Below are 13786 nucleotides of genomic sequence, written 5' to 3'. Positions count from 1 at the left end.
GAACCCTTCTTTTTACCCATTGCTTTTTGCCGTGACACCTGTACAGTTACGAAAATTATTCATATAACGAGGCAAATTATGACAGACTACTCAAATATCGGTATCGGTCTTGCTTTTGTAGCAGGCCTGGCATCTTTCTTATCCCCCTGCGTGTTTTCGCTGGTTCCGGCCTATATTGGCTATCTGGGCGGGCGTTCAGCCGCCGCTGCTCAGGATGGCAAAGAAAATCGCTGGTTGACCTTTTCACACGGTCTGGCCTTCGTATTAGGCTTCAGTATTGTATTCATTCTTCTCGGCGTTGCCACCTCTGCGTTGGGCGGCCTGCTCTATGATGTACGCACCTGGCTCGCCAAAATCGGCGGTCTTGTGGTGATTGTCTTCGGCCTGCACATGACGCGCATCATCCGCATCCCCTTCCTGGAGTATGATCTGCGTCCCCAGAGTCAGCCCGACCGCCAGCGCGGCTATTTTTCATCGGCGCTGATGGGCGTTTTCTTCTCAGCGGGCTGGTCGCCGTGCGTTGGCCCAGTTCTGGGTGCTATTCTCACCCTTTCGCTCAGTGGCGGCTCCATTATTCAGGGTGTCTGGTTGCTCACGGCCTATTCCGCCGGGCTGGCAATCCCCTTCCTTATCGCTGCATTGGGCGTTGGTTGGGTTGCCACGGTGCTGCACCGCTATGGTAAAGTGATGCATTATGCTGAAATTGTCATGGGTGTGTTGCTCATCATCGTCGGCGTGATGCTTTTCCTGGGAACTTTTGAGCAACTGGCTCGTTTCGGCGTCTTTATTGATTTTGGTTTATAAAGGACACGTATGCGCAACGCTTTAACGCTGATTGCCGGTTTGATCGTTGGGGTTGGAATCGGCTTGTTGGTAATAGGATTATTCACTGATGAGGATTCCCCTCGGGTGAGCGAAAGTCTCGACCAATCAGCATCCGCCTTGACCCTGGCCGTGGATACTCCTGCCCCGGACTTTGAGCTGGTTGCCCTCACCGGGGAGTCAATCCGGCTCGAAGATTTGCGCGGTCAACCCGTCCTAATCAATTTCTGGGCTACCTGGTGCGCGCCCTGCAAGCTGGAAATGCCCGCCTTTCAGGATCGCTACGAACAGTACGCTGGAGACTTGCGCATCTTGGCCGTGAATTTCGACGAGCCGCGTGCAGATGTACAGGCCTTTGCCGATGATCTCAGCCTGACTTTTGACGTGCTGCTGGATCCCGGCGGCGAAGTTCAGCGGCTGTATCAGGTGCGCGGCTACCCCACGACCGTGCTGGTGGATGCCGATGGCGTGGTACGCGTGCTGCATATTGGCCTGATGACAGAAAACCAATTGGATCAGTATTTATCGGAACTCGGTTTATGACTCTCAATATAACCCTGTATAGCCGTGACGGCTGCCACCTGTGCGAGCAGGCCGAAGACGATCTGCGCGCCCTGCAAACTCAATACCCGCATAAATTAGCCATCCTCGACCTGGATGAAAATCCTGAGCTGGAAGCGACCTACGGTTTCGAAATTCCCGTGATCGAAGTTGGCCCCTTCACGCTCAAGGCCCCCTTTGATCAAAAGACTCTCGCGGTAACTCTGGCCGCGGCCCAGGAGCGGCAAGCATACTACCAATCCAGCGGAGATGCGGCTTATAAAAAGCGCCGTGCCCGCGGTAGCCAAATCTCGAAAGCCGACAGGTTTGCAGCCTGGTTTTCGCGCCGCTATATGCTAGTATTCAACCTGTTTATCTTTATCTACGTTGGCCTGCCCGTGCTGGCGCCGGTGCTGCTCAACGCGGGTGTCGAAACGCCTGCCAATGCGATCTATCGCCTGTATGGCGGCCTGTGCCATCAACTTTCCTATCGCTCAATCTTTCTGTATGGTGACCAATGGGTATATCCACGTGCCGCTGCCGGGCTGGATCAGTACACAACTTTCCATAACGCCACCGGACTCGATGAATTGGGTTTGCTTGAAGCGCGCGCCTACCAGGGCGAAGAGGGCGTGGGCTTTAAAATGGCTTTATGTCAGCGCGATATGGCGATCTATGCGGTCATGCTGGTATTTGGCCTGACTTTCTCACTCACTGGTAGAAGATGGAAGCCCTTGCCGCTGTGGGCCTGGCTATTATTTGGCCTGGTTCCCATCGGGCTTGATGGCGGTACGCAATTGGTCAGCATGGTCTTGAATTCCATGCAGGGTTCATTATGGCAAACTTTGGCGGCTGCTTTTCCGCTGCGTGAGAGTACGCCGTTTTTGCGCATTCTCACCGGTGGCTTATTTGGCCTCACCACCGCCTGGTTTGGCTACCCGTTGGTTGAAGAATCGATGGGTGAAACCCGCGTCCTGCTGGCGAAGAAATTCGCCCATCTTGCTGAAAAATAAACTTCAATTTCCAATAAGAAAAAATCCGCGAAAATCTGTATGGGTCAATAGTAACTTGAACAGCGAAACCATCGTGGTCATTCCGAGCGCAGCGAGGAATCCCTCTGAAGCGGGTTGATTCATTACTTGCATAGGCGCTTTTCAACATTCCGGCTAAGGGATTCTTCACTCCGCTGCGCTCCGTTCAGAATGACGCGTGCTCAAGCTTTTTGACAACTACAAAATTCGCGAAAATCAGCCTAATCCGCGTCATTCGTGTCCCATTTCTGTGCCGTAGGGTGCAATTGGATAGTAGAAAAAGTTACAAATGCCCTTTCACCAAACCAAATCCATTCTGTATTACACTTTTGATATCTTCGATGCTGCTATTACCCAGGCCGTTTTCACGCGTCAGGGTGGCATCAGCCCGATGCCATTCGCTGCCCTCAATATGAGCATTTCAGTGGATGACACCCCAGAGAATGTTGACGAAAACCGGGGGCTGGCTTTTGAAGCGCTGGGGCGCGAACCGGCGTCGCTCTACGATGTCTGGCAGGTACACGGCACCCATGTTATTTGCGCCGATGCCCCGCGGCGCGAGCCCCCCATCAAGGCAGATGCCATTTTGACGGATAATCCCGCTGTGACGCTGTTCATGCGCTTTGCCGATTGCGTGCCAATTTTGCTGCATGATCCGGCGCGCGGGGTGGTGGGGCTGGTACATGCCGGTTGGCAGGGTACAGTCTCGGGGGCGGTGCGCGCCGCCGTAGAAAAAATGATCGAGCGTTATGGCAGCGCCCCTGCAGATATTCGTGCCGGAATTGGCCCCTCCATCGGCGCGCATCATTACGAAGTCGGCTCCGAAGTTGTGGCGCGTGTCGAGCAAGCCTTTGGTGCGGACGCTGAGTCACTTTTACCGCGGGATGCAGGCGCGGTACAATTTGACCAGTGGCAGGCCAATCGCCTGCTGCTCGAACAAAGCGGCGTTACACAAATTCAGATTTCTGGCCTGTGTACCGCCTGTGATACTGACAACTGGTATTCACATCGCGCCGAAAAAGGCATCACGGGCCGCTTTGGCGCTCTGATTGGTCTGAATGTCTGACGAAAGACAAAACGCAATGCTGCGAAGACGCAAGAGCGCAAAGAGACTGACAATTTATTTTTATAATCCTTTGCGTTAAAAACTACCCTATGCCTGAACTTACTGCTGACAAAATTCGCCAAAATTATCAAACCGTGCTCGAACGAATGACAGTCGCCGCGGCCCGGGCCGGGCGTGATCCGGCTGAAATTCGCTTGCTCACGGTTACCAAAGGCCATTCGGCCGCTGTGATTCGTGCCGCCTACGCAGCGGGCGCACGCGATTTTGGCGAGAATTATGTTCAGGAAGCCCTGTCAAAAATGGTTGAACTTTCGGCGTTGGATGCGCGCTGGCACATGATTGGTCATGTGCAAAGCCGCAAGGCGCGCGATATTTCTCAAAGTTTCTCCTGGATGCACACCCTCGATAGCCTCAAGTTGGCGCAACGCTGCGACCGTTTCGCAGCGGAGAGCGGGCGAAGACTGCCAGTGTTGCTAGAATGCAATGTCAGTGGGGAGGCTTCCAAACACGGCTGGCCGGTCTGGGATGAAAGTTGTTGGCCTGCTTTTGTCGATGAACTGCATCCTGTGCTGGAACTGGAGCACCTTGAATTATATGGACTGATGACCATGCCGCCCTACGATCCCGACCCGGATGCCGCGCGGCCCTACTTCCAACGCCTGCGCCGGTTGCGCGATTTTCTGGCGGGGCAATATCCTCGGCTCAATTGGCATGAACTTTCAATGGGTATGAGCCATGATTTTGAAACTGCTGTTCAGGAAGGCGCGACTATGATTCGGGTTGGCACTGCGATCGTCGGCGCGCGCGATTGAGGTTTGTTATAATCCTCTGAATTGATTCAAGTTTATTTTATTCAATCATCATTTCGGGCCGAAGGTGAGAAATCCCTGAATTCGGTGTGAGGAGTTTTTTGTGGTTTATATTGCTCAAGCAGTAGATTTAATTTTTCGGTTGTTAGGCCTGTTGGTTTTGGTGCATGTAATCCTTTCGTATTTCATGTCCCCCTTTCATCCTGTGCGTCAGCAGCTTGACCGTATTGTGGAGCCGATGCTGGCGCCCATCCGGCGGGTGGTCCCGCATGTGGGAATGATTGACTTTAGTCCCGTGATACTACTGATTTTGTTACAAATCGCTGGTAACATTATTGTGCGTTTGTTGTTAACATTCTAAAGACGTTAGCGAAATATTGGCAGTGATAGCCTGCGGATATTTGATTAAAGGGAGTGGGTATGCCCAATAGAAAATTTCATCTGCACAACGGAAAGAAGGGCGCCGCACTGGGGATTCGAATTGTGCCGCGTGCTAACAAAAATGAGATTGCTGAAATTATGAAAGATGGCACGATTCGCGTGCGCCTGCAAGCAGCCCCACAACAGGATGAAGATATTAATAGCTTGTTGGCCGAATTATTATCATCGGTATTAGATGTCTCGATTGATCAGATTGAAATCATTGCCGGCCAAAGCGGGCGTGATAAATTAATTTCCATCGTGGATATAGATGCTACGAGCGTGCAAAAGAAAATAGCGGCCAGTTTGTAGGCAAGTAATTATTCAGATAAAAAGGCGTGACAGTTTTTGTTGTCACGCCTTTTTATTTTGTCTATCCCAGGCCATATTTCATCAAGGGGGGCAATTCTACGCCAGCCGCGGCGAGATGCCAGAGCATATCGTAGGCTGCTTGCTGGAGATCGGGATCGTTTTCGCTCAGATACGCGTGGTAAATCATCGGGAAGATTTTTTCATAGCCCAGTTGTTGTAGATATTGCAACGCGGCAAGCTGTTCGTCGGGATTGCCTGTAGAGACCGCTTTGAGCAACATTTGCAGGGCCGGTTCGCCCGCGCTGATCCCAGAGCCTTGTTCGGCTGCGAAGGAAATCAACCAGGGCAGCGATTCGGGCGGTTGCAGCGGCTGTGGAACACGCGGGTTGCCCTGGCGTAATTCCTCATAGGCCTGCGTAGCTGCATTTTTGACAACCCATTGAGCGTCCTCGATTTGCATCTTTTCCAGAATATCCATTGCCCAGGGTTGGTGCACGCGCTGTAGCCCGTAAATGGCTGCCCGGCGTACAAGAATATCGTCTACTTGCACCGCTTCTCTCAGGGTGGGGTGACCTTCTTCGGGATGATTCGCAAAGGCCTCGGCGGCGGCGCGGCGGGTATCTTCGTTGCCTTGCAGCAGGGCGCTGGCGAGCGCTTCGAGAGCAGGGGGTGTGCCAATTAGCGCCAAGGCAAGGCAGGCTGCCCGGCTGACGCTGGATAGATCGTTAACCAATGGAATGAGTAGATCAACAGCTTGTAGATCGCGTTGATAACCGCTGCCCAATGCAGCCAACTGACGGGTTGTGGTGTGTGGCGCTTTGAGCAAATGCCTGAAAAGTGAGGCAATATTAGGATCGCGGGTAATGGCGAGTGCCGCGAGAATGCGCCCGCGCAAGGGAAGCGGCAGGCTTTCATTGCGTAGATGCGCAGCGGCTTGTGCCAGAACATCGCGCTGCCAGGGTTGGTTGGATTGTATTTCCTGCAGCCACGCGGCGGCAATAAACGATCCATATTGCAGGGGATCGTCCTGTTGGGTAAGGATATGGTTGACTTGGGCGCGAATATCCTGACTGGCGGCGGCAAAATGTATGGCAATATTTCTGAGTAGCCACTTTCTCTGCGTATAGACATTATTGTCGTGGCTTTTTCGGAAGAATTGGGCCGCGAGATAGCCCTGGATGAGTGGGTGGATAAACCCCAGGCGGTCGCCTGTTCTTGAAATCAGCAACCCACTTGAACTTAAGTCCGGGAGCACGCGCGGTAGGGTGATATCCTTTGGGGGTGGGCCATCTTCATCCCGATGCTCATCCTCACGGGGCAGATCGGCAATCATTCCGGCCAGAACTTCGCGCGCCCAGGTTTGGGCCTCGTTGATGGTGAAGGCGGGCTTCATCGTCAGGATGGCTTGCCCGGCGAGACGCTCCAGCGCGGCGTATCCTTTGGCAATATCTACCGACATGCGGCGGATATATGCTTCCAGCGAGTCGCTCAGCGAGGGGCCGCGCACATCACCGGCGTAGGTGGCCCAGGTTTGCAAGGTGAATTCTAGCGGGGTGGCGGCTGAAGTGCGGTGCAACAGCCAGCCATTTAGCAGCAGTGGGTCCACAGGGCTGTAGTTCTCGTCGGTTTCTTTTTCGACGTGGCGCTCCCAGAGTTGCCCCCATTGTTGAACAAACTGCGCTTGCTGGCGGGCATCCCAAACCGCCATCGACAGAGGGACAAAACCCAGCGCAGGTAACATGCCAAGATTGGTGGATGCTGCACTGACTACAAATCTCGTATTCGGATAGGCTTGAAGAATTTGCTGAATATATTGCAAGGTGGCTGTGAGTATAGCCGGGGGGAGTTCGTCGAGGCCGTCGATGAGCAACAACGCCCGCTCACTGGCAAGTGTATTTTGCAGGAATTTTGGCAGGCGCGACTGGCTCAGGGTGGAGCTGTATTGTGATACGGCGGGCAGCAACGCCCCGGCGAGATGCTCCTCAGTAGCTTCAATATCAAGGTTGGCCGCGTGAACAAAGATGGGCGTGCGCTGTTGCAGGTCAGGGTATTGAATTTCACCCCGCAGCACGGTCGAAGCCAGATGTGCCAGCGCTGTAGTTTTGCCGCTCCCGGGCGGGCCAATGATAGCAAGGTTAACGCCGCCTTCCAGTGCTTCTGGCAACGTCAGGCTAGGCGCGCCGTAAGCCGTCGCCAATTCGGGGATTTCGGGCATCCATGGGATGGTTGCGCTGGCAATATCTTCGGTGAGTGGCTCGCCGCCCGGACGCACGGGTAACTGGGGTGCCAGTACGCGCGGAGTGATGAGAATTTCGTCGAGTGAGAAGAGCGGAGCTGCCAAATGCAACTGCTGAACATATTTGAGGGTATCGTTGTACAGTCGCTGGTGGCTGCTGGATTGGAGTTCTTGTTTTGTAGTTTGAAATTTCTTTTTAAAAAACTGGACGAGTTCTTTCCAGTGAGGCCGCACGGTGACGATCAGCCACCAGAGCAAACTTGCCGCGGCGAATCCGAGCCAAAAAGAGAGCCGGTCTATGCGTATTGTGCGTAGAAAATTGAACATTTATTCACTCCGCATATAGAATACGCTCGCAGGAATGGCAGTGAGTAATCTTGCTGGGCGAGCGCGCTTGTTGGAAGAGTGCTGATGCCAGCGTTGATCCACAGGCCGAGCAGGTACGATCTTGCACTTTGGCTGCGCCGACCCCCCCACGTTTGATGCGGATCCTTTCATATGCCTCGAGATCAGCTGGTTCAGCCCGGCTGGCTTGAGCCCGACGCTGTGTTTCAAGCGCCTGGATGCTGTTTTGGTGTTGGTGCTTTTCTTCTACCAGCGCAGCATTTCGTTTTTCGGCTTCGGCGAGCGCCTGATCGAGCAAATTCTTGGCTTGATCGCGCACATCTTGTGCTTCATCAAAATTGAGCATGGCTTCAAGCTGGCGCTCTTCGATCGTATCCAGATGGCGCTTTAGCGCCGCGATTTCATCTTGAATATCGCCTAACTCTTTCGGATTTCTGACTGTGCCGCCGTACAGCAAATCATTCGATTGTTTAATTTTATCGCGCTGCTCTTTTACAATTTCTTTGGCCTTCAATAAGGCTTTGTGCACGGTTTCAAAACTCCCCTGTGCAGCCTGGGCTTTTTTTCGTCCGGCGATAACGGCCTTGTCGTCTGCAAGCGCTTTATCAATTGCGGTGATACGGGCGCGATGCTGGTCAAGCTGGCTATCAATGATTTGAAGGTCGTAGAGATTCTTGGGACGGCTCATGGAGGTTCCTTGGTTTGGGAAAACGCAACTACCTGTCTTTGAGATTATAGATGTGGTTGCGCCGGAAAGCAAGGGAGATGCTAAAATAGCGTTATGCGCGCGCCCAAGCATTCCACGTTCCCGTTGTTGATTGTTCTAATCGTCATCGCTGCAATTTCGCTGCCCTATCTCTACGCCTGGCGTGCGGGCGGCGCAGCCTATCAATTTGCCGGTTTTTTGATTAATCCTTTAGATGGAATCACCTACATCGCCAAGATGTATCAGGGCTGGGAAGGGAACTGGGTTTATAAGTTGGCCTACAGCGCGCAGCCCGGAGTTGGCGCGTATATCAATTTGTTTTATCTTACCCTCGGGCATTTGGCGCGCGTACTAAGGCTGCCGCTTCTGGGGGTCTATCACGGAACTCGGCTGCTCGGCGCGCTAGCCCTGCTTGGGGCGTTGTGGCGTTTTTTCGGCGCCATTTTCCCGACATCCGAGGACGAACGCTTGCGTCGCGCTGCCTTCGCGCTCGCCGCGCTGGGTTCTGGTTTGGGCTGGTTGGCGTTGCCTTTTGGCGCGATTACCTCCGATTTTTGGGTGTCCGAAGCGTTTCCCTTTCTGGCCGCGTATACCAATCCCCACTTCCCGATCAGCCTGGCTTTGATGCTGGTCTTATTGACGCCGTACGAAAATATGCGCTGGCAAAATCTGGCGATTGCTGTAATCGCGGCGATATTGCTCAGCGTGATCAGCCCCTTTGCTCTGGTGGTTGTGTTGATTATCAGTGCCGCGGTCTGGCTGCTTCAGTGGATTCTAACGCGCAGTGCCGATTGGCGCGCCGCGCTGCGATTGTTGGTGGTTGGCATATCTGGCTCGCCGCTGCTCTTGTATTACCTGTGGGTGGCGCGCACAGACCCGGTGATTGCAGCCTGGAACACCCAAAATATCAACCCTGCGCCGCCTTTGTGGGATTTTTTTATCGCCTTCGCGCCGGTTTTGCTTTATTCGTTAGGGGGTTGGTGGATAAATGCCAAGACGTTGAAACGCCAGGAAGTCAATCCGTTGCTTCGCTTCCCGCATTTAATTCTTGTCTGGGCTGTTCTTGGCATTATCCTCATCTATTTGCCGATAGGCTTTCAGCGCCGCTTCATTTTTGGGCTGTGGATTCCCTGGGCTGCGCTGGCGGCCTGGGGCTTGGAACAACTTGCCAAGCACGGGAAAAAGTCATATCGTTTCTGGACGCGCTGGATTTTTGGGCTGGCAATCCCGACAAATATACTGGTTATTGTGATTGCCTTCTTCGGGGTGCAGACGCATGAACCGCGTTTTTACCTTACTTTCGACGAAGTTCAAGCCCTCGCCTGGATTGAAGCCAATACCTCACCCGACGCGTTGATTCTGGCCTCCCCGGAGATGGGGGCGTTCATCCCGGCCTATACCGGGAGGCGCGTGATCTACGGCCATCCCTACGAAACGGTCAACGCCGCCGCCGAGCAATCCGCCGTTGAGCAGTTTTTCGCCGGGGAAATTGGCGAAGAATTTCTTGCCGCGCGTGGCGTAGATGTGATTTTCTACGGCTCGCGCGAACAAAATCTCGGCCCGTTATCGCCTACACAATCCGCCACGCAGCAATTTGGCGATGTTTTCATCCTGACCACATTGCCATGAATGACAGGAAAACCAATCGCCAGGAGGAACGCAAAAGTTCACAAAGAACTCCCTTTGAAAATTTCTTTGTGCTTCTTCGTGTGCTTCGTGGTAAATGGTTTTTACTATTGCCTCTATTCCTTTTTATCCCCGGCCTGAGTGGTTTTCCCTACCCATCTCCCGCCGCGCTTTATTCTGACATTACGATTTCTCATTACCCCAATGCCATCTTCTTTCGCCGCGCTTTGCTCGAATACGGCCAGATTCCGCTCTGGTCGCCGCAGATTTTGAGCGGCTATCCCTTTGCCGCCAATCCATTGTCCGGATTGTGGTATCCCCCGGGCTGGCTGGCCTTTCTCTTACCCCTGCCATTGGGCTTTAATTTTCTGGTGATAGTGCATTTACTCTGGGGTGGCCTGGGCATGACGCGCCTGTTGCAATCCGAAGGCATTAAACCGCCTGCTGCGCTGCTTGGCGCAGTGACCTTTGTTGCGATGCCCAAGCTCTTTGCCCACTACGGCGCCGGTCATCTGACCCTGCTCTACGCTATCCCCTGGACGCCCTGGTTACTGCTGACGCGCCGTCGCTGGCAGTCCGCGCCAGTTTTGGCGCTCATCTTCCTTGCAGATCCGCGTTGGGCCGCCTATGCCGGACTACTTTGGTTTGCGTATAGTCAGTTTTGGGTTGCGCCATTGAATATGGTCAACGCGCCGAAAAATAAATCTGTGTTCATCCGCGTTTATCAGCGGTTGAAAAATTCACTGCTTCAAATCGCTGTTGCTGCCATGCTTGCCGCGCCGCTGGCCTTGCCCCTGCTGGAGTACACGCGGCTTTCCACGCGTGCCAACTTGGCCCGCGCCGATATCTTTACCCAATCGCTGCCTCCGGCGCGTCTGTTGGGCCTGCTCTTCCCTGCTTTTGGTGGCAGCCACGAGTGGATGCTTTACTTCGGGGCTGGGGCATTGGTGTTGGGCCTCGCTGCCCTGATATTCCGTGTTGGGCGATTTTGGGGCTGGGTTTTTGCCGCGGCGCTGCTTTTCTCGTTGGGCGAAAATTTACCGCTGTTGCCCGCACTGGCACGTATCCCTGGCTTCGATCTGCTGCGCGTCCCGCCGCGGGCGTTATTCATTGGCGGGATTGCTGCCGCAGCATTGAGCGCCCATGCCGTCGATCATCTTCTGCGCGGGAATTTGGATGTAACGCGGGTGCGGCGGCTGGTACTCGCCCTGACAGGGTTATGCGCTTTCAGCGGGATGCTCGTTCTGGGCATTGGGCGGCTGACAGGTCAATGGGCGTTGAATTTCCTGTGGGGGATGGGCGCGCTTTGGGTGGTTTCCCTTTGGGTGTTGGCCGGACTTCGGAGCTGGTTACCCGCCCCGGCCTGGACTGTCGGCCTGCTCTTTTTGGTGATTCTCGATACGGGTGCCGTCAATGCCTCGGTGCTGAGTTTCCGCCCTGCCGACGCCGTTATCCCAAACCCGGCGGCTGAATTTCTGGCGGCGCAATCGGGCGATTTTCGCATCTATTCGCCTTCGTACAGCTTGCCGCAACAGAGTGCCGCGTTTTATGATTTATCGCTGGCCGATGGGGTGGATCCGCTGCAATTGCGAGTCTATGCCGAATTTATGGCGCAGGCCAGCGGTGTGCCCGCTGATGGCTACAGTATCACTGTGCCGCCCTTTGTCGCTGATGCCCCGGCGCGTGCCAATGCCAACTTTATGCCTGATGCGGCACAATTGGGTTTGTTGAATGTGCGTTATGTCGCCGCTGAGTTTGATCTGTCGGCGGCCGGGCTGAAGCTGGTTGCACAATTTGATGAGACGCGTATCTATGAAAATGCGCTGGCTTTGCCGCCCGCCTGGATAGACCGCGCCGATGGGCGAGCCAATACGGAACTTATGGCCTATACCCCCAACCGGATTGAAGTGCGTGCGGTTGGCCCGGGTTGGCTGATTCTCTCGGAGATGAATTACCCCGGCTGGCAGGTTTGGGTCGATGGCGAGCGCGCTGAGTTGGAAGCCTACGCCGATGTGTTGCGCGCTGTTTCATTGGAAGCGGGTGAACATAACGTGCGTTTTGTGTATCGACCGTTGAGCGTTTATCTGGGCGTGCTAATTTGTGCTATTGGCTTGCCGGTAATGGCAAAATTTCGATATGAGGAGGCGCGGAAAGTATGATGAGCATAGCATTTTTGCGCGGTTACCCTCGCTGGTTGTGGATCTTTGCGCTTAGCGCGCTGGCGCTGACTACCTTGCCCTACCTGCTGGGATATGCTTCTCAGGGCGCTGAGTGGCGTTTCAGCGGTTTTGTCTTTGCGGTTGAAGATGGTAACAGCTATATTGCCAAAATGCTGCGCGGCGCGCTGGGAGACTGGCTTTTCCGCACCCCGTACACTGCTCTGGAGCAGCGCGGCGCATTGGCATATCTGCCCTTTTTATTGTTAGGCAAACTCAGCGCCGCGCCGGGCCAACATGAGCAATTGGTTGCGCTCTATCAGCTATTCCGCTGGGCGGGTGGATTGCTGCTTTTTATGGCCTTATACGATTTTATTGCGCTATTCATTGCAGAAGAATATTGGCGGCGCTGGGGCGTGGCGCTGGCATCGCTTGGAGGCGGTTTGGGCTGGTTGCTGATTCTGATGGGGCGCGGTTTTTGGTTGGGGTCGCTGCCGCTCGATGTCTACTCCCCGGAAGCGTTTGGTTTTTTGATGCTACTAGGATTGCCACATTTGCTGGTGGCGCGCGCAATGCTGTTGTGGGGGCTGGTCGTCTATCTACGCCCGGAGCAACTACCCTGGAAAGCGGGCTTGTTGTGGTTGACGATGGGGCTGTTCCAGCCGCTGCGAGTGCCTATCGCGTGGGTTATTATTGGCTCTCACTGGCTGCTTTTGAGTGCGCGTGGATTATGGCGGCAGAACCGGACCTTGTGGTGGCATTGGGCGCGGCGCGGAATGTGGGTGAGCGCAATATCTGCCCCGATTGGAGTGTACACATTAGTTGCTTTCAGCCTCGATCCGGTGTTGCGCCAATGGGCGGCGCAAAATTTAATTCTCTCACCCCACCCGTTGCATTATCTGGCGGCTTATGGCTTATTATTCCCCTGGGCGTTGTTGGGCTTGCGGCAAATCTGGCGCAAATGGACTGAATCGGGCGCTTTACTGTTTGCCTGGACTCTGGCGCTGCCGTTCTTGATTTATTTTCCTTATAATTTGCAGCGTCGTTTGGCAGAGGGTTTCTGGGTGGTATGGGTGATCTTGGCGCTGATTGCACTGGATAAGAAAGCATCGATAGAGAGCGCAGAGACCGTTGAGAGAAGCCAGACAAAGCGCAAAAACGCTGCATTCTCCGTAGTAAGATTTTTTGCCAGCGCGAAAGCGGGAAGCCAGTTTATTTTTGGGTTGACGTTTATTACGACATTGATTCTCTTCCTGGGTAGCTTGCAATTCGTTTTGCATCCCGCCGAGCCGCTCTTTCGTCCCGCTGCGGAAGTTGAAGCGTTGACGGCGTTAAATGCGCTTGCCCCTGCCGATAGCGTCGTTCTGAGTGCCTTTGAAACCGGGAATATTATCCCAGCCTACGCCCCGGTTTATGTGGTCATCGGTCATGGCCCGGAGAGTGTGGGGTTGGCCGAATTGAAGCCGCGTGTGGATGCGGTCTACGCAGCCGCGACAGAGGATGCCGAACGCCGGGCTTTGCTGGACGAATTCACCGTCGATTATATTTTCTGGGGACCACACGAGAGCGCCCTCGGCGACTGGAATCCGGCTGAAGCGGATGATCTTGAAATCGTGTATCAAAGTGGCGCCTACGCGATATTTGCAGTTAAACAAAAGTATGAGAGATGACTTGATTTGAACATACTCACGTGACATTCGCGTTTTACAACTCGTTA

The 13786-nt window shown here is 54.2% G+C and carries 12 protein-coding genes; 10 read left to right on the top strand and 2 right to left on the bottom strand.

All coding sequences use genetic code 11. The features are described 5' to 3' along the window. Positions 1-78 precede the first annotated feature (78 nt). The 7 genes from HN413_13820 to HN413_13790 all read left to right on the top strand — a co-directional run bounded on the left by HN413_13820 (position 79) and on the right by HN413_13790 (position 5000). Positions 79-804: a cytochrome c biogenesis protein CcdA gene (locus HN413_13820; protein ID MBT3391473.1), complete on the top strand. Its 726-nt coding sequence runs from the start codon at positions 79-81 to the stop codon at positions 802-804. A 9-nt stretch (positions 805-813) separates the two neighbouring features. Further along, the gene (locus HN413_13815; GenBank protein MBT3391472.1) at positions 814-1365 is read left to right on the top strand and encodes a redoxin domain-containing protein; all 552 of its coding nucleotides are present in this window, start codon (positions 814-816) and stop codon (positions 1363-1365) included. After that, entirely contained in the window at positions 1362-2375 is a 1014-nt protein-coding gene (locus HN413_13810; GenBank protein MBT3391471.1) for a DUF2085 domain-containing protein, read from the top strand. The genes HN413_13815 and HN413_13810 overlap by 4 nt, the downstream gene beginning before the upstream one ends. Positions 2376-2682: 307 nt before the next feature. Beyond that, positions 2683-3459: a peptidoglycan editing factor PgeF gene (gene pgeF / locus HN413_13805; protein ID MBT3391470.1), complete on the top strand. Its 777-nt coding sequence runs from the start codon at positions 2683-2685 to the stop codon at positions 3457-3459. An 89-nt stretch (positions 3460-3548) separates the two neighbouring features. Next, a complete protein-coding gene (locus tag HN413_13800; GenBank protein MBT3391469.1) occupies positions 3549-4271 on the top strand; it encodes a YggS family pyridoxal phosphate-dependent enzyme in 723 nt (240 codons plus the stop codon). 100 nt (positions 4272-4371) lie between these two features. After that, positions 4372-4629 carry a YggT family protein gene (locus HN413_13795; protein MBT3391468.1) on the top strand — a complete coding sequence of 86 codons (258 nt, stop codon included), beginning with the start codon at positions 4372-4374 and terminating at the stop codon, positions 4627-4629. 59 nt (positions 4630-4688) lie between these two features. Continuing rightward, complete coding sequence (locus HN413_13790) at positions 4689-5000, top strand: DUF167 domain-containing protein (GenBank protein ID MBT3391467.1); 312 nt, start codon at positions 4689-4691, stop codon at positions 4998-5000. Positions 5001-5061: 61 nt separating this feature from the next. Here HN413_13790 and HN413_13785 read toward each other — a convergent pair whose 3' ends face one another. Both HN413_13785 and HN413_13780 read right to left on the bottom strand, forming a co-directional pair. Continuing rightward, positions 5062-7563, bottom strand: coding sequence for an NACHT domain-containing protein (locus HN413_13785; GenBank protein MBT3391466.1), 2502 nt, complete (start codon positions 7561-7563; stop codon positions 5062-5064). 4 nt (positions 7564-7567) lie between these two features. Next, complete coding sequence (locus HN413_13780) at positions 7568-8269, bottom strand: hypothetical protein (protein MBT3391465.1); 702 nt, start codon at positions 8267-8269, stop codon at positions 7568-7570. A gap of 93 nt (positions 8270-8362) precedes the next feature. On the opposite strand from HN413_13780, the gene HN413_13775 reads away from it, so the two are divergent. The 3 genes from HN413_13775 to HN413_13765 all read left to right on the top strand — a co-directional run bounded on the left by HN413_13775 (position 8363) and on the right by HN413_13765 (position 13739). Continuing rightward, a complete protein-coding gene (locus HN413_13775; protein ID MBT3391464.1) occupies positions 8363-9916 on the top strand; it encodes a hypothetical protein in 1554 nt (517 codons plus the stop codon). 107 nt (positions 9917-10023) lie between these two features. Beyond that, positions 10024-12072, top strand: a complete 2049-nt coding sequence (locus HN413_13770) for a hypothetical protein (GenBank protein ID MBT3391463.1) — start codon at positions 10024-10026, stop codon at positions 12070-12072. After that, positions 12069-13739 carry a hypothetical protein gene (locus tag HN413_13765; protein MBT3391462.1) on the top strand — a complete coding sequence of 557 codons (1671 nt, stop codon included), beginning with the start codon at positions 12069-12071 and terminating at the stop codon, positions 13737-13739. The genes HN413_13770 and HN413_13765 overlap by 4 nt, the downstream gene beginning before the upstream one ends. Positions 13740-13786: the final 47 nt, after the last annotated feature.

This window comes from Chloroflexota bacterium (assembly GCA_018648225.1).
Classification (GTDB): Bacteria; Chloroflexota; Anaerolineae; order Anaerolineales; family UBA11858; genus NIOZ-UU35.
Note: the sequence above shows the minus strand (reverse complement) of the source record. Positions and strands in the feature narration are given on the sequence as shown.